The organism is Ruegeria sp. D7 (assembly GCF_056534355.1).
In genome coordinates, this window is sequence record NZ_JBQFPG010000004.1 from 312661 (window position 1) to 332015 (window position 19355).

24 protein-coding genes are annotated in these 19355 nt (G+C 60.9%); 17 read left to right on the forward strand and 7 right to left on the reverse strand.

Annotation, left to right across the window (positions count from 1 at the left end; translation table 11 throughout):
• The 14 genes from ACRZ9U_RS08630 (at position 1) to ACRZ9U_RS08695 (ending at position 11128) form a co-directional block, all read left to right on the forward strand.
• Positions 1–546 (forward strand): HK97 family phage prohead protease, encoded by a 546-nt coding sequence (locus ACRZ9U_RS08630; protein WP_480759188.1) that lies wholly within the window; start codon positions 1–3, stop codon positions 544–546.
• Positions 547–581: 35 nt separating this feature from the next.
• The gene (locus ACRZ9U_RS08635; protein WP_170403117.1) at positions 582–1760 is read left to right on the forward strand and encodes a phage major capsid protein; all 1179 of its coding nucleotides are present in this window, start codon (positions 582–584) and stop codon (positions 1758–1760) included.
• Between the two features lie 172 nt (positions 1761–1932).
• Entirely contained in the window at positions 1933–2532 is a 600-nt protein-coding gene (locus tag ACRZ9U_RS08640; protein WP_480901599.1) for a head-tail connector protein, read from the forward strand.
• The gene (locus tag ACRZ9U_RS08645; RefSeq protein WP_170403111.1) at positions 2529–2867 is read left to right on the forward strand and encodes a phage head closure protein; all 339 of its coding nucleotides are present in this window, start codon (positions 2529–2531) and stop codon (positions 2865–2867) included. Before ACRZ9U_RS08640 ends, ACRZ9U_RS08645 begins: the two co-directional genes overlap by 4 nt.
• Positions 2864–3277, forward strand: coding sequence for a DUF3168 domain-containing protein (locus ACRZ9U_RS08650; RefSeq protein ID WP_170403108.1), 414 nt, complete (start codon positions 2864–2866; stop codon positions 3275–3277). Before ACRZ9U_RS08645 ends, ACRZ9U_RS08650 begins: the two co-directional genes overlap by 4 nt.
• Before the next feature lie 20 nt (positions 3278–3297).
• Complete coding sequence (locus tag ACRZ9U_RS08655; RefSeq protein WP_170396490.1) at positions 3298–3711, forward strand: phage major tail protein, TP901-1 family; 414 nt, start codon at positions 3298–3300, stop codon at positions 3709–3711.
• On the forward strand, positions 3711–4025 hold the full coding sequence (locus ACRZ9U_RS08660; RefSeq protein WP_170403106.1) for a gene transfer agent family protein: 315 nt from the start codon (positions 3711–3713) through the stop codon (positions 4023–4025). Before ACRZ9U_RS08655 ends, ACRZ9U_RS08660 begins: the two co-directional genes overlap by 1 nt.
• Positions 4022–4231, forward strand: coding sequence for a rcc01693 family protein (locus ACRZ9U_RS08665; RefSeq protein ID WP_170403104.1), 210 nt, complete (start codon positions 4022–4024; stop codon positions 4229–4231). The genes ACRZ9U_RS08660 and ACRZ9U_RS08665 overlap by 4 nt, the downstream gene beginning before the upstream one ends.
• Positions 4218–4880 (forward strand): phage tail tape measure protein, encoded by a 663-nt coding sequence (locus tag ACRZ9U_RS08670; protein WP_170403101.1) that lies wholly within the window; start codon positions 4218–4220, stop codon positions 4878–4880. Before ACRZ9U_RS08665 ends, ACRZ9U_RS08670 begins: the two co-directional genes overlap by 14 nt.
• Positions 4881–4892: 12 nt before the next feature.
• Positions 4893–5525: a DUF2460 domain-containing protein gene (locus ACRZ9U_RS08675; RefSeq protein WP_170403098.1), complete on the forward strand. Its 633-nt coding sequence runs from the start codon at positions 4893–4895 to the stop codon at positions 5523–5525.
• The gene (locus ACRZ9U_RS08680; protein ID WP_170403095.1) at positions 5525–6409 is read left to right on the forward strand and encodes a baseplate hub domain-containing protein; all 885 of its coding nucleotides are present in this window, start codon (positions 5525–5527) and stop codon (positions 6407–6409) included. The genes ACRZ9U_RS08675 and ACRZ9U_RS08680 overlap by 1 nt, the downstream gene beginning before the upstream one ends.
• A complete protein-coding gene (locus ACRZ9U_RS08685; RefSeq protein WP_170396502.1) occupies positions 6409–6849 on the forward strand; it encodes an NlpC/P60 family protein in 441 nt (146 codons plus the stop codon). The genes ACRZ9U_RS08680 and ACRZ9U_RS08685 overlap by 1 nt, the downstream gene beginning before the upstream one ends.
• A complete protein-coding gene (locus tag ACRZ9U_RS08690; RefSeq protein WP_170403091.1) occupies positions 6849–10829 on the forward strand; it encodes a baseplate multidomain protein megatron in 3981 nt (1326 codons plus the stop codon). The genes ACRZ9U_RS08685 and ACRZ9U_RS08690 overlap by 1 nt, the downstream gene beginning before the upstream one ends.
• 2 nt (positions 10830–10831) lie before the next feature.
• Entirely contained in the window at positions 10832–11128 is a 297-nt protein-coding gene (locus ACRZ9U_RS08695) for a DUF7742 family protein (protein ID WP_170403088.1), read from the forward strand.
• On the opposite strand, the gene ACRZ9U_RS08700 is transcribed toward ACRZ9U_RS08695, so the two are convergent.
• Entirely contained in the window at positions 11109–11447 is a 339-nt protein-coding gene (locus ACRZ9U_RS08700) for a TraR/DksA C4-type zinc finger protein (RefSeq protein ID WP_170396506.1), read from the reverse strand. The two genes, ACRZ9U_RS08695 and ACRZ9U_RS08700, sit on opposite strands and share 20 nt — an antisense overlap.
• An 86-nt stretch (positions 11448–11533) precedes the next feature.
• Between ACRZ9U_RS08700 and cysE the strand changes: the two genes are divergently transcribed.
• Positions 11534–12343 (forward strand): serine O-acetyltransferase, encoded by an 810-nt coding sequence (gene cysE, locus ACRZ9U_RS08705; protein WP_170396508.1) that lies wholly within the window; start codon positions 11534–11536, stop codon positions 12341–12343.
• Between the two features lie 72 nt (positions 12344–12415).
• Here cysE and ACRZ9U_RS08710 read toward each other — a convergent pair whose 3' ends face one another.
• From ACRZ9U_RS08710 to ACRZ9U_RS08735, 6 genes are all read right to left on the reverse strand, one after another.
• Positions 12416–13717 carry a pyruvate dehydrogenase complex dihydrolipoamide acetyltransferase gene (locus ACRZ9U_RS08710; protein ID WP_170403084.1) on the reverse strand — a complete coding sequence of 434 codons (1302 nt, stop codon included), beginning with the start codon at positions 13715–13717 and terminating at the stop codon, positions 12416–12418.
• A 1-nt stretch (position 13718) separates the two neighbouring features.
• On the reverse strand, positions 13719–13979 hold the full coding sequence (locus ACRZ9U_RS08715; RefSeq protein ID WP_170403080.1) for a hypothetical protein: 261 nt from the start codon (positions 13977–13979) through the stop codon (positions 13719–13721).
• The gene (locus ACRZ9U_RS08720) at positions 13979–15352 is read right to left on the reverse strand and encodes a pyruvate dehydrogenase complex E1 component subunit beta (protein ID WP_170396514.1); all 1374 of its coding nucleotides are present in this window, start codon (positions 15350–15352) and stop codon (positions 13979–13981) included. Before ACRZ9U_RS08720 ends, ACRZ9U_RS08715 begins: the two co-directional genes overlap by 1 nt.
• A gap of 15 nt (positions 15353–15367) precedes the next feature.
• The gene (gene pdhA / locus ACRZ9U_RS08725; RefSeq protein ID WP_170396516.1) at positions 15368–16357 is read right to left on the reverse strand and encodes a pyruvate dehydrogenase (acetyl-transferring) E1 component subunit alpha; all 990 of its coding nucleotides are present in this window, start codon (positions 16355–16357) and stop codon (positions 15368–15370) included.
• 172 nt (positions 16358–16529) lie between these two features.
• Positions 16530–16829 carry a septum formation initiator family protein gene (locus ACRZ9U_RS08730; protein ID WP_170403077.1) on the reverse strand — a complete coding sequence of 100 codons (300 nt, stop codon included), beginning with the start codon at positions 16827–16829 and terminating at the stop codon, positions 16530–16532.
• Between the two features lie 130 nt (positions 16830–16959).
• Positions 16960–18150, reverse strand: coding sequence for a phosphoglycerate kinase (locus ACRZ9U_RS08735; RefSeq protein WP_170403074.1), 1191 nt, complete (start codon positions 18148–18150; stop codon positions 16960–16962).
• A gap of 135 nt (positions 18151–18285) precedes the next feature.
• Here ACRZ9U_RS08735 and ACRZ9U_RS08740 point away from each other — a divergent pair, with 135 nt between their 5' ends.
• The gene (locus tag ACRZ9U_RS08740; protein ID WP_170396522.1) at positions 18286–18792 is read left to right on the forward strand and encodes a peptidylprolyl isomerase; all 507 of its coding nucleotides are present in this window, start codon (positions 18286–18288) and stop codon (positions 18790–18792) included.
• A complete protein-coding gene (locus ACRZ9U_RS08745; RefSeq protein WP_170403072.1) occupies positions 18785–19333 on the forward strand; it encodes a peptidylprolyl isomerase in 549 nt (182 codons plus the stop codon). The genes ACRZ9U_RS08740 and ACRZ9U_RS08745 overlap by 8 nt, the downstream gene beginning before the upstream one ends.
• The last annotated feature ends 22 nt before the right edge of the window (positions 19334–19355 follow it).

A 19355-nucleotide genomic window follows, 5' to 3' on the forward strand; every position in this document is an offset into this window, starting at 1 on the left:
ATGGAGTTGGAGCATAAATTCGCGCGTTTTGGCGATGGTTTGTCGGTGTCCGACGATGCGGTGATCGAGGGTTATGCCAGCCTGTTTGGGCAGGTTGATCAGGGCAGTGATGTGGTGCAGCGCGGGGCGTATCGCGGCTCGCTGGACGGGCTCGCTAAGGCCGGTCAGCGGGTCAAGATGCTGTGGCAGCACGATCCGGCACAGCCCATCGGCGTCTGGGACGAGGTGCGCGAGGACGACACTGGCCTGTGGGTCAAAGGGCGCTTGCTGGAGAGCACGCAGAAGGGCCGCGAGGCGGCGGAGTTGATCCGGGCGGGCGCGATCGATGGCCTGTCGATTGGTTATCGCACCAAGCGGGCTGTTAAAAATGACAAGGGCCAGCGGGTCCTGACCGAACTGGAGCTGTGGGAGGTGTCTTTGGTGACCTTCCCGATGCTGCCCAGTGCGCGGGTGGCGGCGAAGGGGACGGACCCTGAGGCCGAGAACACCTGGCGCAGTATTGCCGAGGTGTTCGACGACGCTCGGCAGGAGCTGGCGCGGACCTAGCGCGCCTCAAATCCACCCCGAAAAAGGAAGTGCTGATGAGCAAGACCGAGACTCCGGCCTTGACCGGAGAGGGTGAACCCCTGGTTCAGGAGGTGAAGCAGGCGATGGCTGGCTTCGTGAATGAATTCAAGGGCCTGAAGGCTGAAGTTAAAACCAAACTGCAACAGACAGAAGAGCGACTGACCATGCTGGATCGTAAATCAACCATCGCGGCGCGCCCGCATCTTGCGGCCTCGATCGAGGACGGCGCACCGCATCAGAAGGCCTTTGACGCCTATGTGCGTTCGGGCGAGGATGACGGGCTGCGCGGGCTGGAGATGGAATCGAAATCTTTGTCGACGGCGGTGAACAGTGATGGCGGATTTCTGGTTGATCCGCAGACCGCTGAGGCGATCAAATCGGTACTGAATTCGACCGCTTCGATCCGTTCGATTGTGTCAGTGGTAAATGTCGAGGCGAACTCATTTGACGTTCTGATTGACCACACGGATGTGGGTGCGGGCTGGGCTGATGAAAACTCCGCCACAGCGGAAACTGGTACGCCGTCGATTGACCGTATCTCGATCCCGCTGCACGAGCTGAGCGCGCTGCCCAAAGCGTCGCAGCGTCTGTTGGATGACAGTGCGTTTGATGTCGAAGGCTGGCTGGCCGGTCGCATCGCCGACAAGTTTGCACGGGCCGAGGCGGCGGCGTTCATCAATGGTGATGGTGTGGACAAGCCAAAGGGTATCCTGACCCATCGTACGATGGAAAACGGCAGCTGGGGCTGGGATAGCCTGGGTTATGTCGCGTCGGGCATTGATGGTGGCGTCGATGCGGATGCGATTGTGGACGTGGTCTATGCGCTGGGCGCGCAGTACCGGGTGAACGGCACTTTCGTGATGAACTCGAAAACCGCGGGTCTGATCCGCAAGCTGAAGGACAGCGATGGCCGCTTCCTTTGGTCGGATGGCCTAGCCGCTGGTGAGCCTGCGCGTCTGATGGGCTATCCGGTGCTGATTGCCGAGGACATGCCGGATGCGGCGACCGACAGCTATTCGATTGCCTTCGGTGACTTCCAGTCGGGCTACACCATAGCCGAACGTCCCGATCTGCGCGTGCTGCGCGATCCGTTCAGCGCCAAGCCGCATGTCCTGTTCTACGCGACCAAGCGCGTGGGCGGTGATGTGAGCGATTTTGCTGCAATCAAACTGCTGAAATTCGGCATCGCCTAAGCGGTGGCGGATCCGGGGGGCTGCAAGGCCCCTCGGGCGGCGGGCGCGGGCCGGGGTGAGATCCCCCGCGTTGTCTAGCTGCTCCCCTCCGTCCGAGCAACGTGGGGCGGCGCGTGCCCGTCATTTTCCAAGGATACGGCCCCGGAGGGGTCCGAGATTGCGGAGTGAATGGATGATGTTGATCGAAGAAACCGCCATCGCGGATGCGGCGCTGCCGGTGGATCAGTTCAAGGCGCATCTGCGGTTGGGCACGGGGTTTGCCGAGGGCAATGTGCAGGACGAGGTGTTGAATGGCTTTCTGCGTGCGGCCATTGCGGCGATTGAGGCGCGCACCGGTAAGGTGCTGATCGAACGGGATTTCTCGTGGAGCCTGAACGGTTGGCGCGATCCAGCAGGTGAAGTGCTGCCGGTGGCCCCGGTGGTCTCGGTTGCTGCGATCACGCTGACGGATGCGGCGGGGACCGACACGGTTGTGGATGCCGAAGCTTACCGTTTGGAGCGCGACATGCAGCGCCCTCGGTTGCGTCCGGTTGGCGCTTGTTTGCCAAGGGTGCAGACCGGCGGCTCGGTGAAGATTGCCTTCACTGTCGGGATGGCCACGGATTGGGGCGGGCTGCCCGCTGATCTGGGGCAGGCGGTGCTGCTGCTGGCGGCGCATAACTACCAATATCGCGATGAGACGGCGCTGGGCGCAGGGTGCATGCCGTTTGGCGTGACCAGCCTGATCCAGCGCTATCGCACGGTGCGTTTCGGCGCAGGGGTGACGCAATGAGCGCGCCGCGACTGAACCGCAAGCTGGTGCTGGAGGCTCCGGTGCGCAGCGCCGATGGTGCGGGGGGATATACCGAGACCTGGGCCGCGCTGGGTGCGCTTTGGGCCGAGGTGACGGCGCGCAGCGGGGCGGAACGCGCGATCGGTGGCGCGTCGGTGTCGCGGGTCGGGTATCGGATCGTGGTCCGAGGCGCGCCCGAGGGATCATCAATGCGGCCCGCGCCAGATCAGCGCTTTCGCGAAGGCGCGCGCCGGTTCGTCATCCGCGCCGTGGCCGAGCGTGACCCGCGCGGCCAGTACCTGACCTGTTTCGCAGATGAAGAGGTGGCGGCATGAGCTATGGCGTTGCAGCCGCTTTGCAGGCGGCGGTGTTTCAACAGCTTTCGGGCGACGCGCAGGTCAGCACGCTGTCGGGCGGTGCGATCTATGACGCCGTGCCTTCGGGGGTGTTGCCGCAGACCTATGTGACCTTGGGGCCGGAGGAGGTGCGCGAGGCGTCGGACCGATCCGGTTCGGGTGCGGTGCATCGGTTCATGGTCTCGGTGGTGTCCGAAGCGGCGGGCTTTGGCGCGGCCAAGACGCTGGCAGGCGCGGTGTGTGACGTGCTGGAAGGCGCGGCGCTGTCTTTGGACCGGGGCCATCTGGTGGGGCTGTGGTTCGAACGCGCTAGCGCCCGACGCACGGGAACCGGCGGCGCGATCCGCCAGATCGATCTGAGATTCCGCGCCCGCGTGGAAGACGACTAAGCAATCAACGGAGAGAGCATATGGCTGCCCAGAACGGAAAAGACCTGTTGGTCAAAGTGGATATGAACGGCACCGGCCTGTTCGAGACCATCGCGGGGCTGCGCGCCACGCGGATCAGTTTCAACGCGGAAAGTGTGGATGTGACCAGCTTGGAAAGCCAAGGCGGGTGGCGCGAGCTGCTGTCGGGGGCCGGGGTCAAATCGGCCGCGATTTCGGGCTCGGGCGTGTTCAAGGATGCGGGCACAGATGAGCGTGCGCGCCAGCTGTTCTTTGACGGTGAGACGCCCGGCTTTCAGGTGATCATCCCCGATTTCGGTATTGTCGAAGGCCCGTTTCAGGTCAGCAGCATCGAATATGCGGGCTCGCACAACGGTGAGGCGACTTATGAGATGAGCATGGCAAGCGCCGGCGCGCTGAGCTTTACGGCGCTCTGATGGCCAATCCGTGGACGGGCGAGGTGGCGCTGACAATCGATGGGGAGCGGCGGGTGCTCAAACTGACATTGGGTGCTTTGGCGGAATTGGAACAAGAGTTGCAGGCCGGGTCTCTGGTCGAGCTGGTGCAGCGGTTCGAGGGTGGCGCGTATTCCAGCGGCGATGTGCTCGCCTTGCTTGTCGCCGGGCTGCGCGGCGGCGGGTCTCAGGTGACCCGCGATGATCTGCTGCATGCCGAGATTGCGGGCGGGCCGATGGCGGGGGCCAAGGCGGCAGCCGAGTTGCTGGCGCGGGCCTTCATGGTGCCCGAGTGAGCGGGTTCGACTGGGCCGTACTGATGCGGGCCGGGTTCCTCGGCCTTCGCCTGACGCCGGATCAGTTCTGGCGTCTGACCCCGGCTGAGCTGCGGCTGATGCTGGGGCAGGGCGCCGGGATGCCCGCGATGAACCGGGCAGGGCTGGATGCGCTGCTGGCGGCCTATCCGGACAAGACACAAGGAGAGCGTAATGACGGATCGTGATGGTTTTGACGACCTGCAGGAGCGGGGAGAGGCGCTGGGTGATGCGCTGGGCGATGCGGCGACCATGGCCTCGGCATTTGATGGCCAGATGCGGCGGATCAAGGCCGCGTTTGAAGAGACCGGCAAGGATGTGGCCACGCTCGAGCGTGGCATGTCCGGCGGGTTGCGCAAGGCGTTTGATGGCGTGGTGCTGGACGGAATGAACCTTTCAGGCGCGCTGGATGTGCTGAAGAACTCGATGATCCGCACGGCGTATTCGGCGGCGATCAAACCTGTGACGGATCATTTTGGCGGCATGCTGGCCAACGGGGTTGGTGGGTTGGTTCAGGGGATTCTGCCCTTCGCGGACGGAGGCAGTTTTTCTCAGGGCCGTGTGATGCCGTTTGCCAATGGTGGGGTCGTTAGCAGTCCAACCATGTTCCCGATGCGAGGCGGCACCGGGTTGATGGGTGAGGCGGGGCCTGAGGCGATCATGCCACTGGCGCGCGGGGCCGATGGCAAGCTGGGTGTGCGGTCACAGGGCGGCGCGCGAGCGGTCAACGTGGTGATGAATATCTCAACACCGGATGTGCAGGGGTTCCGCCGCTCTCAAGGCCAGATCGCGGCGCAGATGAGCCGCGCATTGGGCCGCGGCAATCGCAACAGATAAGGGGAGCAGGCGATGAATTTCCACGAGGTGAGATTTCCCGCCAGCCTGAGCTTTGGCTCGGTCGGTGGGCCGGAACGGCGCACGGATATTGTGACGCTGGCCAACGGGTTCGAAGAGCGCAACACGCCCTGGGCGCATTCGCGCAGGCGCTATGATGCGGGTCTGGGGATGCGGTCGCTGGACGATGTCGAGACGCTGATCTCGTTTTTTGAGGCGCGGCAGGGCCAGATGTTTGGATTCCGCTGGAAGGATTGGTCGGATTTCAAGTCGGGCGCAGCAACGGCTGAAGTCGACAAGGGCGATCAGGTGATTGCGCGCGGGGATGGCGAGACGACCGATTTTCAGCTGATCAAGAGCTACAGCTCGGGTGGATTCAGTTATGTAAGGCCGATTTTGAAGCCGGTACTGGGGACCGTGACGCTGGGGCTGGATCAGGACGCGCAACGCGAAGGCGTGGACTTTGAAGTCGATCTGGCGACCGGACGCGTGATGTTCTCGGCCCCGCCGCCTGAGCAGGTCGAGATTACGGCCGGGTTTGAGTTCGACGTTCCGGTACGGTTCGACACCGACAAGATCCAGACCAGCGTGGCCAGCTTTCAGGCCGGTGACGTCCCGAACGTACCGGTGGTCGAGGTGCGGGTCTGATGAGCGGGGACAAGCAGGCGCTGCAGGCGCATTTGCAAAGCGGGCTGACCACCACCTGTCGTTGCTGGGCGATCACGCGCAGCGACGCACAGGTCTATGGTTTCACGGATCACGATATGGAGTTGCGCTTTGACGGGCTGGTGTTCAAAGCCAGCACCGGTCTGACCGCTGCGGCGATCGAGCAGGCAACCGGCCTGTCGATCGATAATACCGAGGCGATGGGCGCGCTGTCTGATGCCTCGGTCCGGGAAGAGGATATCGAGGCGGGGCGCTTTGATGGGGCCGAGGTGCGGGCCTGGCTGGTCAATTGGGCCGATCCTGAGCAGCGGATGCTGCAGTTTCGTGGTTCGATTGGTGAGTTGCGTCGCGCTGGCGGGGCGTTTCATGCGGAATTGCGCGGGTTGACCGATCTGCTGAACCGGCCTTTAGGGCGGATTTATCAGAAGCCCTGTACGGCAGTGTTGGGGGATAAGGCGTGCCGCTTTGCCCTGGAGACGTCGGGTTATCGCGCTGAGGCTGAAATTGTCGCGCTGGACGGCGCGGCTTTGCGTTTGCAGGGCGCGGAGAGTTCTGATGCGGGTTGGTTTGAACGCGGCAGGCTGGATGTGCTGGGCGGGGCTGCGCAGGGCCTGTGGGCCTCGATCAAGCTGGATGAACAGGTCAGAGATGGCCGCGATGTCACGCTTTGGTCGGCGATTGGCGGCGGGCTGGCGGTTGGGGACCGGGTCCAGCTGATCGCCGGGTGTGACAAGCGCATGACCACTTGCCAACTGAAGTTCAACAACATGCTGAATTTTCAGGGCTTCCCTGACCTGCCGCACGAGGATTGGGTCATGGCCGTACCCAAGCGCAGTAGTCAACACAAAGGGGGAAGTAGGCGGTGATGCGGACAAAACAAGATATCGTGGACGAAGCGCGCGGATGGCTGGGCACACCTTATGTTCATCAGGCCTCTGTTCGGGGTGCAGGCGCTGATTGTCTGGGCTTGCTGCGGGGCGTTTGGCGCGCGGTGATGGGGCATGAGCCTGAGGCGGTGCCGGTCTACAGCATGGATTGGTCCGAGCCGCAGGGTGAGGAACGCATGTGGGCCGCAGCCCGTCGCCATCTAGTCGAGAAATCGCCCGATGATTTGGCCCCGGGGGATGTATTGCTGTTTCGGATGCGGGATGCGGCAGTGGCAAAGCATCTGGGCATCGTCAGCGCCCAAGACCCGATGCGATTCATCCACGCCTATACCGGGCATGGTGTTGTTGAAAACACGCTGAGCGAGCCTTGGCGTCGCCGCGTGGTCGCTTGTTTCGAATTCCCGCTGGAGGATTTCTGATGGCCACAATAGTTCTGTCTGCTGCAGGTGCGGCAATAGGTGGTTCGATCGGGGGCTCGGTTGCGGGTCTGTCCACGGCGGTGATTGGCCGCGCGGTTGGGGCGACGCTTGGGCGGGTGATCGACAACCGGCTGATGGCCAGCCAATCCGTAATGGGTGGCGGTAGCGAGGTGGTCGAGACCGGGCGTCTGGATCGTTTCCGTCTCACCGAAACCGGTGAGGGTGCGACCGTCGCGACGGTCTACGGCCGGATGCGAGTTGGAGGACAGGTCATCTGGGCTTCGGACTTTCTGGAAACCCGATCGACCTCGACGACGACGCAAACATCAGGCGGTGGCGGTGGAGGCAAGGGGAAACCCAAGCCCGTTGAAGTGACGACAACAACAACCACGCATAGCTACAGCTATTCGGTGTCTTTGGCGATTGCGGTGGGCGCGGGACAGGTCGCGGATATCACGCGCGTCTGGACCGATGGTGAAGAGGTCGAGCGCCGAACGCTGAACATGCGGATATATCGCGGCGATCACGAGCAATTGCCCGACCCGCTCATTGAAGCGGTCGAAGGGGCAGGCACGGTGCCCGCTTATCGCGGCACGGCTTATGTGGTGATCGAAGATCTGGCGCTGGGCCCCTTTGGCAACCGCGTGCCGCAATTCTCGTTCGAGGTGGTGCGGCAGGAACAAGAAGAGATGCCGGATGCGGCGGACGCGCTGTCACGGATCATCAAAGGGGTGGCCTTGATGCCGGGTACGGGTGAATACGCGCTGGCTTCATCTCAGGTTAATTACACCAAGGGCCGGGGGCGCAGTTGGGCGGCGAATGTCAATTCACCATCGGGCAAGTCCGATCTGGTGACCTCGACCCGGGCGCTCGGCCAGGAATTGCCGGGCTGCGAGGCGGCTTCGTTGATCGTGTCGTGGTTCGGCGATGATTTGCGCTGCGGAGAATGCCAGATCCGCCCCAAGGTTGAACGCAAGAATATCGAGGGCGCAAACATGCCCTGGAGTGTTTCAGGTCTGTCCCGAACTGCGGCGGGGCAGGTGAAATGGCAGGATGGGCGTCCGGTTTATGGCGGCACACCGGCTGATGCGGCCGTAGTGCAGGCGATCCGGCACCTGAAGAACTCGGGCAAACGGGTTATGTTTTATCCGTTTATTTTGATGGAGCAATCAGAGGGCAACGGCCTGCCTGATCCGTGGTCCGATGCGCCGGATCAGCCATATTTGCCTTGGCGTGGGCGGATCACTTTGGATGTTGCTCCGGGGCGGCCAGGCTCGCCGGATCAAACTGCCGATGCGGATGCGCAGGTGGCGGCGTTCTTTGGTACGGCGCGCGCGTCACATTTCTCGACCAGCGGCAGCAAAGTGACCTATCGCGGCCCTAGCGAATGGGGATTACGGCGGTTCATTCTGCACTATGCGGCACTTTGCAAGGCGGCGGGCGGCGTGGAGTCCTTCTGCATCGGGTCCGAGATGCGCGGGCTAACGCAAATCCGCGGCGCGTCTGGCTTCGCTGCAGTTGCGGAGCTGCGGTCTCTGGCCGCGGAAGTGCGCGCGATATTGGGGCCGGAAACTAAGGTCGGCTATGCCGCAGACTGGACCGAGTATTTCGGGTATCTGCCGCAAGACGGCACCGGAGACCGGTATTTCCACCTCGACCCGCTTTGGGCCGATGAGAACATAGATTTTGTCGGCATCGACAACTATATGCCGCTGTCCGACTGGCGGGATAGGGCCTCGCATCTGGACGCTGAGGTGTCGAATGGGTCGATCTACGATCTGGACTATCTGCGCGGCAATATCGAAGGCGGCGAGGGGTATGATTGGTACTATGCCTCACCGGAGGAAGCTGAAGCGCAGATCCGAAGCCCGATCACTGATGACGATCATGGCGAGCCGTGGGTCTGGCGGTACAAGGACCTGCGCAACTGGTGGGCAAACCGACATCATGAGCGGATCGGGGGCGTGCGGCAGCAAAAACCCACGGGTTGGGTTCCGGGGTCCAAGCCAATCTGGTTCACCGAACTGGGCTGCGCGGCGATCGACAAGGGCACGAACCAGCCGAACAAATTTTTGGACCCAAAGTCGTCTGAATCAAATTTGCCGCAGTATTCCAACGGGGTACGGGACGATTTTATCATGGTTCAGTACCTTCGGGCCGTCCTTGGCTATTGGGGTGATGCTGAGATCAACCCGGTTTCAGATATCTATGACGGCCCGATGGTGGACCTGTCGAACGCCTTTGTCTGGGCTTGGGATGCGCGTCCGTTCCCGACTTTCCCGAACCTGCGGACGCAGTGGTCGGACGGCGATAATTATGCACGTGGGCATTGGCTGAACGGGCGGTCCGGGTCGCGGACTCTGGCCTCGGTCGTGACAGAAATCTGCCATGAGGCAGGGGTGACGGCGATTGATGTGTCCGAGCTCTACGGCGTGGTACGTGGTTACGCGGTTGAGGACGTAATGAACGCTCGGCAGGCCTTGCAGCCACTGATGCTGCGCTATGGGTTCGACGCGATCGAGCGGGACGGGGTGCTGAAGTTTAGAACCCGCGACGGGCGTCGGGCCGTTGACATCGACCCCGAGCAGATCGCCATCAGCGCGGATATCGACGGGCCAGTGGAAAATCGCCGCGAGGCTGAGGCCGAGATGACCGGGCGTGTGCGTCTGCGGTTCGTCCAGTCGGATGCGGACCATGATGTTGTCGCGGAAGAGGCCGTCTTGCCTGATGACAGAACCCATTCGGTCGCCGTCAACGAAATGCCCTTGTCGATGACTCGCGCCGAAGGGCGTCAGACGGTCGAGCGCTGGCTAAGCGAATCCCGCATCTCGCGCGAGACTGTGCGATTTGCTCTGCCGCCCTCGCTGCTGCATGTCGGGGCCGGCGATGTGGTGCGTTTGCCGGATGGCGGGGACGGAACGCTATATCGGATCGACCGGCTGGAACAGGCCGAGATGCAATTGGCGGATGCGGTGCGGATTGAACCCGGAGTTTATACCCCGTCCGATGTTTTGGATGATGTAGCGGCAGCCAAGCCATTCATTGCTCCGGTGCCAGTTCTGCCGGTGTTCATGGATCTGCCGCTGATCACTGGATCCGAAGCGCCCCATGCGCCGTATCTGGCGATATCGGCCGAGCCCTGGCCCGGTAACGTGGCTGTCTATTCGGCTGCACAGGATGAGGACTATACCTTGCATCAAGTGATCGCGGGGCAGGCGGTGATTGGCTTCACGGAAACACCCCTGCGACGCGCAGGCGCTGGGATCTGGGACGAAGGGGCCGCGTTGCGTGTCAACCTGATCGATGGCGTTTTGGAGTCGCGTCCACGCTCGGCGTTGCTGAGTGGTGCCAATCTGGCTGCCATCGGTGACGGAACACCGGGCAATTGGGAAGTGTTTCAGTTCTCGGATGCGGTCTTGCAGGAGACTGGCGTTTACAATTTGTCAGGCCGCTTGCGTGGTCAGTTGGGTACGGATGCCCTGATGCCGGATGTATGGCCTGAAGCGTCTACCTTTGTCCTACTGGATGAACGTGTTTATCAGACTGGATTGCTGCGCACCGAACGCCGCGTGGCCAAGCATTACCGTATCGGCCCTGCAACGCGCGGCTACGAGGACCCGGCATATGTGCATCTGGTTGAAGCGTTCGATGGCAATGGGCTGAGGCCTTATGCGCCAGCGCATTTGCGGGCGTCTGCGTCGGCTACCGGGGACAAGATCTCGTGGGTGCGCCGCACCCGGATTGATGGCGATGACTGGAGCGCATTGGATGTGCCACTGGGCGAAGAAAGCGAATCCTATCTGATCCGCGTCTTCACTGAGGGTGCTTTGTTGCGCGAAACTGTCACCAGTGATCCGGTTTGGCAGTATTCTGCCGCGATGAAAGCCGATGACGGGCTGGCCGGACCCTACGATATCGCAGTCGCGCAGGTTTCGGCTACCTACGGACCCGGGGCGTTTGCGCGCCTTTCGGTCGGCTAGCCGTGCGGCCAGTCCTGCACGGAGATCTCAGCGCGGCGGCGCGGGCTTTGCTGGCCGCGCCGCGAACCGACCGCGATAGGATAAGCACCCTCCTGATTGCTGAGGCCGAACTGGCGGATCGACATGTCGCCAGAACAGGGCGGTTGCATCCTGTTTATGGAAATGGCTCGTTGATGGCAGCCGCGCGCTGCCGGCCCTTGGCAGACGAGCCAAATTTCGACGATCTGCAATATTGCCAATGTTTCGAGATGGTTCTGCGAAAACTGATCCGGTTCCAAATCAGCCAGATGCGCAGCTGACACATTTTGAGGCGGCAAGGTCCAGCTCTAGCCTTCCGTGCGCTATTTCCTCGCCGCAATCTTCGCAATAGCCGAATTCGTCTTCGTCCATCCGGTTCAGCGCGGCCCGAAGCCGATGCGTTTCGGTGTCGCGCCGGGCCTGTTGCGCCTTGGCCATTGCTTGATTTTGCAACGCATCCATCCGGCTGAGCCGACCCACTGCCTGTTGATCCAGCTCCACAACTGATTGCGCATCCTGACCGGCGGCGGATTGCGCGGCGAGATCGCGAAGGCGCTGGTGAATAAGCTTCCGAAAATGGTCCAGATCGGCTGAGTTCATTTTTTGTTGTAGTGCATATCAAGGGTTTGCGTTTGGTAATTTTACGACTAGATGGCTATTCTAAGCGCAGCAAAGGATGAAAAGCCATGTTCGAAACGCGCAGCCAAGTGACACCTGTGGACCCGGTTTGGGACCGCATCACCTCGGAAGCCCATGCAGCCGTCGAGAAAGAGCCGCTGATGGGCGGGTTGGTACACGCCTGTATCTTGCATCACCGCAGTCTTGAGAGGGCATTGTCCTATCGCATCTCGGCCAAGCTATGCTCGAATGAGATGTCGATGATGGTACTGCGTGAGATCGTGGATGAGGCCTATGCTGACGACAAAGCGTTGATTGAAGCCGCGCGCGCGGACCTGATGGCTGTTTATGAACGCGATCCGGCCTGCCACCGCCTGCTGCAACCGATCCTTTATTTCAAAGGGTATCAGGCGATGCAGGCTTATCGCGTGGCCCACTGGCTTTGGAACAAGGGGCGCCATGATCTGGCATATTTCTTCCAGATGCGATCTTCCGAGATATTCGGCATTGATATCCATCCAGCTGCCCGCATCGGTAAAGGCATCATGATCGACCATGCCCATTCTATCGTGATCGGTGAAACCGCTGTGGTTGGGGACAATGTTTCGATGCTGCATTCGGTGACGCTGGGCGGAACCGGTAAGGAAGAAGAACAGCGCCATCCAACCATCGGTGACGGCGTTCTGATCGGCGCGGGTGCCAAGGTTCTGGGCAATATCGAGGTTGGCCATTGCAGCCGTATCGCCGCCGGATCAGTGGTGCTGCAGGAAGTGCCACCGTGCACGACGGTCGCTGGCATTCCCGCCAAGATCGTGGGCGAGGCCGGGTGCGATCAGCCGTCAATCTCGATGGATCATATGCTGGGGAAAGACCAGTAATTCGGAGTGAGTAGACGAAAAAGGCCGCCTCGGGGTTCGAGGCGGCCTTTTTTTGTGCATGATCTTCTGGGCTTAGGCCAACATGACCATCGGATTTTCCAGATTGTCGACGATGGCTTGCAGTAGCTGAGCGCCAAGCGCGCCGTCGATGACCCGGTGATCGACCGACATGGTGACGGACATGACGGTTGCGACCGTCAGTTCTCCGTCATCGCCCACGATAGGTTTCTTGAGGCCGGTACCAACTGCGAGGATACCTGCATGCGGCGGGTTCACGATGGCATCGAAATTGTCGATGCCGAACATGCCGAGGTTCGAGACTGCGAAAGTACCGCCTTGGTACTCGTGCGGGGCCAGTTTGCGCTCGCGGGCGCGTCCGGCGAGGTCTTTCATCTCAGTCGACAGCGCCGACAGCGATTTGGTGTCGGCATCTTGCAGGACCGGAGTGAACAGACCGCCCTCGATGGCGACGGCAACAGCCACATCCGAAGGTTTCAGTTGTAGAACCCGGTCACCCGCCCAGACGGCATTGCACTCGGGCACCTGCTGCAGCGCGTTGGCGACGGCCTTGATGATAAAGTCGTTGACGCTGAGTTTCACACCCCGGCCTTCGAGTTGCTTGTTCAGCTGGCTGCGGAATTTCAGCAGCGCATCCAGCTTGATATCCCGGCGCAGGTAGAAATGCGGGATGGTCTGTTTGGCCTCAGACAGACGCGCGGCGATGGTCTTGCGCATGCCATCGAGTTTGATCTCTTCGTATTCGCGGCCTTCGTACATCTTGGCCACGGCGTCAGCCGATGGACCTGCGGGAGCGGCGGCGGTTGGGGCGGCAGCAGCAGCAGGCGCAGGTGCCGCTGCAGGTGCGGCTGTGGCGCTTTCCACATCGGCTTTGACGATACGGCCATGAGGGCCAGAACCTGAGATTTGAGCCAGATCTAGACCCTTTTGTGCGGCAATCCGACGAGCAAGGGGGGATGCGAAGATACGACCGCCATCCGCTTTGGCCGGTGCCGCTGGGGCAGGGGCGGGCGCCTCGGGTGCCGCTGGTGCGGCAGTCTCGTTGCCCGCTGCGGCAGCTGGCGCAGCCGCGGGAGCAGCGGTTGGCGTTGCACCGATATCACCAGCGCTTTCTCCATCTTCCAGCAGGACTGCGATGGCGGTGTTGACTTTAACGCCTTCGGTTCCCTCAGGAATAAGGATCTTGCCGACGGTGCCTTCGTCAACGGCCTCGAACTCCATTGTTGCCTTGTCGGTTTCAATTTCGGCCAGCAGATCGCCCGAGGAGACGGTGTCGCCTTCCTTGACGAGCCATTTTGCAAGTGTGCCTTCCTCCATCGTCGGGGACAGGGCAGGCATCAGGATTTCGGTGGGCATTTCAGCGCTCCTCAATCAGAGTAATTTGGTCAAAGGGCGCCTTGGGGCGCCCGGTGCCGCGTGCGAGTGTCGCAATCGCAGCCTCGATTTTGTCTTTGTTCTCCGCCATCCAGACATAGGCGGTCTGGTGTGAGGGGCGCGCGCCGATCAACCGCATATCCGCCGCCAGTCGCTCGGGTACAAGCGCCCGCACGATGCGGTTGTCGATGTCAATCTCGACACGGTAGCATTCGGTTGCTGGATCGCGGCCCCTGATCTCCATTACCGGTAGGTCACCTGTTTCACCGCAGCGATCACCTCATCGGTGGTGATCAGCGCCAGCTTTTCGAGGTTCGCCGCATATGGCATCGGAACATCTTTGCCGGTGAGGGTGATGACCGGGGCGTCGAGATAATCGAACGCTTCCTGCATGACCACCGAGCTGATGTAGCTACCGACGGAACCTTGCGGCCAGCCTTCTTCGACAGTCACAAGACGGTTGGTTTTCATCACCGAGTTGATGATCGCACCGGTGTCCATCGGGCGGATAGTACGCAGGTCGATCACTTCGGCGCTGATGCCGTCTTCGGCCAGTTTGTCTGCGGCTTCCAGCGCATATTGCATGCCGATGCCAAAGCTGACGATGGTCACATCCGAGCCTTCGCGCCAGATGCGGGCCTTGCCCAGCGGGATGGTCAGGTCATCCACTTGCGGCACGTCGAAGGACCGGCCGTAGAGGATTTCGTTTTCCAGGAAGACCACGGGGTTCGGGTCGCGGATGGCCGATTTCAGCAAACCTTTGGCATCGGCTGCGGAATAGGGCATCACCACTTTGAGACCTGGCACCTGCATGTACCATGCGGCGTAGTCCTGCGAGTGTTGCGCGGCCACGCGGGCAGCGGCACCGTTAGGGCCACGGAATACAATCGGACAGCCCATCTGACCGCCAGACATATAAAGCGTTTTGGCGGCAGAGTTGATGATCTGATCAATCGCCTGCATGGCGAAGTTGAAGGTCATGAACTCGACAATCGGTTTCAGCCCGCCAAAGGCCGAGCCGACGGCGATGCCTGTGAAGCCGTGTTCAGTGATCGGGGTGTCGATGACACGTTTGGCACCGAATTCATCGAGCAGGCCTTGAGAGATTTTATAGGCGCCCTGATATTCAGCGACTTCTTCGCCCATCAGATAGACATCTTCGTCGCCGCGCATTTCTTCGGCCATCGCGTCGCGCAAGGCTTCGCGGACGGTTTGCTGCGCCATCTCGGCGTCGGCAGGCCAATCGGGCGACAGGTCCACAACCGGAGCAGCGGGGGCTGCTGCGGCAGGAGCGGGGGCCTCAACCGCCGCAGGGGCGGCTTCGGCCTCCGCTGCGGCTGCGGGCGCAGCCACGGGAAGGGCGGAGGCGTCTTCACCATCTTCGACCAGGATCGCGATAGGGGTGTTTACTTTGACCCCTTCGGTGCCCTCGCTGATCAGAATCTTACCGACGATGCCTTCATCGACGGCTTCGAACTCCATCGTAGCCTTGTCGGTTTCGATCTCGGCCATGATGTCGCCCGAGGATACGGTGTCGCCTTCCTTGACCAGCCACTTGGCCAATGTGCCCTCTTCCATCGTGGGCGAAAGGGCGGGCATGAGAATTTCGGTTGCCATGTCTTATTCGTCCTCTCAGGCGTAGATATCAGTCCAGAGCTCGTCCAGCGACGGCTCGGGGCTTTCTTTCGAGAATTCGGCGGCCTGATTGACGACCTCTTTGATCTCTTTGTCGATCGCCTTCAGGTCATCCTCGGTCGCGTGTTTGCCGGTCAGCAGCAGCTCGCGCACGTGCTCGATCGGGTCGCTTTGTTCGCGGACCTTCTGAACCTCTTCGCGTGTACGGTACTTGGCCGGGTCAGACATCGAGTGGCCGCGATAGCGGTAGGTTTTCACCTCGAGGATGTAGGGACCTTTGCCCGCACGGCAGTGGGCGACCGCTTTTTCACCTGCGGCTTTGACGGCCAGCACATCCATGCCATTCACCATTTCACCCGGTATTCCGAAGGCTTGACCGCGGTGGTAGATGTCGGCCGAAGAGGTCGAGCGTGCTTGCGCGGTGCCCATGGCATACTGGTTGTTCTCGATCACGAATACCACCGGCAGTTCCCAAAGAGCAGCCATATTGAAGGTCTCGTAGACCTGACCCTGGTTGGCCGCGCCGTCACCGAAATAGGTGAAGGTGACGCCGCCGTTTTCTTTGTACTTGTCAGCAAAGGCCAAACCCGCACCCAGCGGAACCTGTGCGCCGACGATGCCATGGCCGCCATAGAAATTCTTCTCTTTCGAGAACATGTGCATCGAGCCGCCTTTGCCTTTGGACAGCCCGCCTTCGCGACCGGTCAATTCGGCCATTACGCCGCCCGGGTCCATTCCACAGGCCAGCATGTGGCCGTGATCGCGATAGGACGTGATGCGCTTGTCGCCTTCTTTGGCCGCGGCCTCAAGGCCGACAACAACCGCTTCCTGACCGATGTAGAGGTGGCAGAAACCCCCGATCAGACCCATGCCGTAGAGTTGACCTGCCTTTTCCTCGAATCGGCGGATCAGCAGCATCTCGCGGTAATATGTGGTCAGTTCTTCCGCAGAAACATTTGGTTTCTTTGTGGTTTTTCGCGCAGCCATAGTGGCGATCTCCCCCTTTCGGCAAGATAGTTTAGCGTTAAACTATCTCATAGAGCATTTCACACGTTCTGGCGAGTACTAATGTTACGCGAGGGCAGGATACGCGAGTTGCGGCCTGCCACAGCTTATCTTCCGGGCGTTAAGGTACAGAGATTCTTAGTCAAAAATTTCGTCAGCGGATGACGATCTCATCCGCGCGGATCATGCCGAGCACTGAGCGGGCCTGTTGATCCAGCAGATCGAGATCCAGATAGGTGTCTGACAGTCGGCGGGTCAGGTTCTCCATCCGCTCGATCTCGGCGTTCAGCTGCGCCAGATCGCGAGACAAAACATCGCGTTCGGCGGCAATCTCGACTCGGCGAAACAGACCGTAATCCCCTTGAACGGCGGCAAAGGTGAAATACACCCCCAGCATGAAGGCGATTGAGAAGAAAATGAAAGCCCCTAAACCGGGCCGATTGGAACGGGACACTGTGTTAACCGCCGTGTGAAATACTGCCTCAGAAACGCACCCTTTTTGGATGTCTCGACGCACTATGTCACAGGTGATTCGGGTTGTGAATCCCCTGAGTAGAAAAAGCTGAGACCTGAGGTTTGAGCGCTTATAGTTCCAGCGCAGCCACACCCGGCAAGGTCTTGCCTTCCATCCATTCAAGGAAGGCACCACCAGCAGTAGAGATATATGAGAAATCCGTTGCCGCGCCCGAGGCGTTCAGTGCGGCCACCGTGTCACCCCCGCCCGCGACCGAGGTCAGCTTGCCATCGCGGGTTAGTGCTGCGGCCTTCAGCGCCGCCGCATTGGTTGCGGCATCGAACGGTGTCAGCTCAAACGCCCCCAGTGGGCCGTTCCAAATCAGGGTCTGGCTTTTTTCCAGCACTTCGGACACGGCTGATACGCTTTCGGGACCGGCGTCTAGGATCATCGAGTCAGAAGGGCACTGATCAGCGGGCAGCACCTGATGCGGCGCGTTGGCCTCGAACACTTCGGCCACGACGATGTCGCGCGGCAGGACGATCGTGCAGCCAGCGGCTTCGGCCTTGCCGAGGATTTCGGCGGCGGTATCGGTCATGGCGTGCTCGGCCAGTGATTTGCCGACATCGATCCCCTGCGCCAGTAGGAATGTATTCGCCATCCCGCCACCGATGACCAGATAGTCAACCTTCTCGATCAGGTTGCCCAGCAGGTCCAGCTTGGTCGACACTTTGGCGCCCCCGACAACCGCTGTGACAGGCCGCTTGGGTGCGCCCAGGGCGGCTTCAAGCGCGCTCAGTTCCTGCTGCATCAGGCGTCCGGCACAGGCGGGCAGCAGACGGGCCAGCGCCTCAGTCGAGCTGTGGGCGCGGTGCGCGGCCGAGAAGGCATCGTTGCAATAGATGTCGCCCAGCTTTGCCATGCCTTGGGCAAGTGGGACGCTGTTCTTGGTCTCCTCGGCATGGAAGCGGGTGTTTTCCAGCAGCAGAACCTCACCTTCCGTCAGGGCGGAGGCTGCGGTTTCAGCCTCATAGCCTACGCAATCATCTGCAAAGCGCACGGGAACCCCGAAAGCGGATTCAAGTGCTGGCACAAGCTGCTTCAATGACAGCTCGGGTACATGCTGACCACCGGGGCGTCCGAAATGGGCCAGCAAGATGGGTTTACCGCCTGCGGCGAGGATATCGCGCACGGTTGGCACGATCCGTTGAATGCGGGTGTCGTCGGTCACCACGCCATCCGCGACCGGTACGTTGATATCCACGCGTACCAGAACCCGCTTACCGCCAAGATCCATATCGTCCAGAGATTTCCAGCCCATCGCGCTCATCCTTGCCCATTGCATCCAGTTTCAGCGGTTCTTTTCCTGCATTTTGCGTTCAGGTCAATGCGTCACTTGGCATTCGCGCGCCCGCGTCATAGGTATTTGCGCAAGTTTCAAAGACAGGAGGGCCAGATGGCCGAGATCAAAGACCCCGAAAACACGATCATCATTGAGCTGAAAGACGGCAATGTCGTCATCGAATTGCTGCCTGATGTGGCCCCTCAGCATTCGGCCCGTATGAAAGAGCTGGCCCGTGGTGGTGAGTATGACAACGTCGCCTTCCACCGTGTGATCGACGGGTTCATGGCGCAAACCGGCGATGTGCAGCATGGCGACATGGAAGACGGGTTCAACATTCGTATGGCGGGCACCGGTGGATCGTCGCTGCCGAACGTACCTGCCGAGTTTTCGAAACTGCCTCATGATCGCGGCACGTTGGGTGCGGCACGCTCGGCCAACCCGGATTCGGCAAACTCGCAGTTCTTCATCAACTTCAAGGACAACCATTTCCTAAACGGCCAGTACACCGTGTATGGCCGCGTCATCGACGGGATGGAGCATGTAGACGCGATTGTGCGTGGTGAGCCGCCAGCGAGCCCCGACCGCATGATCAGCGTTAAGGTGGCTGCTGATGCATAAGCTGGCCGCAGTTTTTACCTTGCTGGCCAGCCCTGCGCTGGCAACCGGGCTTGAGATTGAGATCGAGGGCGAGGGGGCCAATGGCACCGTCACCGTTGATCTATTCGAGGATATTGCACCCAAGCATGTAGAGCAGATCACCGCTCTGGCCGCTGCTGGTCAGTACGATGGGGTTGTGTTCCACCGTGTGATCGATGGGTTCATGGCGCAGACCGGCGATGTTGAGTTTGGCCGTGTCGGTGGCGACATGCGTCGTGCGGGTACGGGTGGATCGGATCGCCCTGATTTGCCTGCCGAGTTCTCGGATTTCAACTATGACCGGGGTGTTGTCGGCATGGCGCGGGCGCAGGATCCAGACAGCGCGAACTCGCAATTCTTCATTATGTTCGAGCCCGGCCCGTTCCTGAATGGTCAGTACACCGTTGTGGGTCAGGTGACAGACGGAATGGACGTGGTCGATGCGATCAAGCGGGGCGATGGCCCCAATGGCGCAGTGATCGGACAACCGGATGCGATGAAAAAGGTCACTGTGACCGAATAAAAGAAAACCCCCGGCGCGCTTC

Excerpts from the sequence above, each read along its gene's own strand:
- ACRZ9U_RS08640 (WP_480901599.1), top strand. The coding sequence starts at position 1,933 with ATGATGTTGATCGAAGAAACCGCCATCGCGGATGCGGCGCTGCCGGTG.
- ACRZ9U_RS08650 (WP_170403108.1), top strand. The coding sequence starts at position 2,864 with ATGAGCTATGGCGTTGCAGCCGCTTTGCAGGCGGCGGTGTTTCAACAG.
- ACRZ9U_RS08745 (WP_170403072.1), top strand. The coding sequence starts at position 18,785 with ATGCATAAGCTGGCCGCAGTTTTTACCTTGCTGGCCAGCCCTGCGCTG.
- ACRZ9U_RS08635 (WP_170403117.1), top strand. The coding sequence starts at position 582 with ATGAGCAAGACCGAGACTCCGGCCTTGACCGGAGAGGGTGAACCCCTG.
- ACRZ9U_RS08720 (WP_170396514.1), bottom strand. The coding sequence starts at position 15,352 with ATGGCAACCGAAATTCTCATGCCCGCCCTTTCGCCCACGATGGAAGAG.
- ACRZ9U_RS08735 (WP_170403074.1), bottom strand. The coding sequence starts at position 18,150 with ATGGGCTGGAAATCTCTGGACGATATGGATCTTGGCGGTAAGCGGGTT.
- ACRZ9U_RS08700 (WP_170396506.1), bottom strand. The coding sequence starts at position 11,447 with ATGAACTCAGCCGATCTGGACCATTTTCGGAAGCTTATTCACCAGCGC.
- ACRZ9U_RS08630 (WP_480759188.1), top strand. The coding sequence starts at position 1 with ATGGAGTTGGAGCATAAATTCGCGCGTTTTGGCGATGGTTTGTCGGTG.
- cysE (WP_170396508.1), top strand. The coding sequence starts at position 11,534 with ATGTTCGAAACGCGCAGCCAAGTGACACCTGTGGACCCGGTTTGGGAC.
- ACRZ9U_RS08740 (WP_170396522.1), top strand. The coding sequence starts at position 18,286 with ATGGCCGAGATCAAAGACCCCGAAAACACGATCATCATTGAGCTGAAA.
- ACRZ9U_RS08670 (WP_170403101.1), top strand. The coding sequence starts at position 4,218 with ATGACGGATCGTGATGGTTTTGACGACCTGCAGGAGCGGGGAGAGGCG.
- ACRZ9U_RS08655 (WP_170396490.1), top strand. The coding sequence starts at position 3,298 with ATGGCTGCCCAGAACGGAAAAGACCTGTTGGTCAAAGTGGATATGAAC.
- ACRZ9U_RS08660 (WP_170403106.1), top strand. The coding sequence starts at position 3,711 with ATGGCCAATCCGTGGACGGGCGAGGTGGCGCTGACAATCGATGGGGAG.
- ACRZ9U_RS08710 (WP_170403084.1), bottom strand. The coding sequence starts at position 13,717 with ATGCCCACCGAAATCCTGATGCCTGCCCTGTCCCCGACGATGGAGGAA.
- ACRZ9U_RS08680 (WP_170403095.1), top strand. The coding sequence starts at position 5,525 with ATGAGCGGGGACAAGCAGGCGCTGCAGGCGCATTTGCAAAGCGGGCTG.
- pdhA (WP_170396516.1), bottom strand. The coding sequence starts at position 16,357 with ATGGCTGCGCGAAAAACCACAAAGAAACCAAATGTTTCTGCGGAAGAA.
- ACRZ9U_RS08685 (WP_170396502.1), top strand. The coding sequence starts at position 6,409 with ATGCGGACAAAACAAGATATCGTGGACGAAGCGCGCGGATGGCTGGGC.
- ACRZ9U_RS08675 (WP_170403098.1), top strand. The coding sequence starts at position 4,893 with ATGAATTTCCACGAGGTGAGATTTCCCGCCAGCCTGAGCTTTGGCTCG.
- ACRZ9U_RS08690 (WP_170403091.1), top strand. The coding sequence starts at position 6,849 with ATGGCCACAATAGTTCTGTCTGCTGCAGGTGCGGCAATAGGTGGTTCG.
- ACRZ9U_RS08645 (WP_170403111.1), top strand. The coding sequence starts at position 2,529 with ATGAGCGCGCCGCGACTGAACCGCAAGCTGGTGCTGGAGGCTCCGGTG.
- ACRZ9U_RS08715 (WP_170403080.1), bottom strand. The coding sequence starts at position 13,979 with ATGGAGATCAGGGGCCGCGATCCAGCAACCGAATGCTACCGTGTCGAG.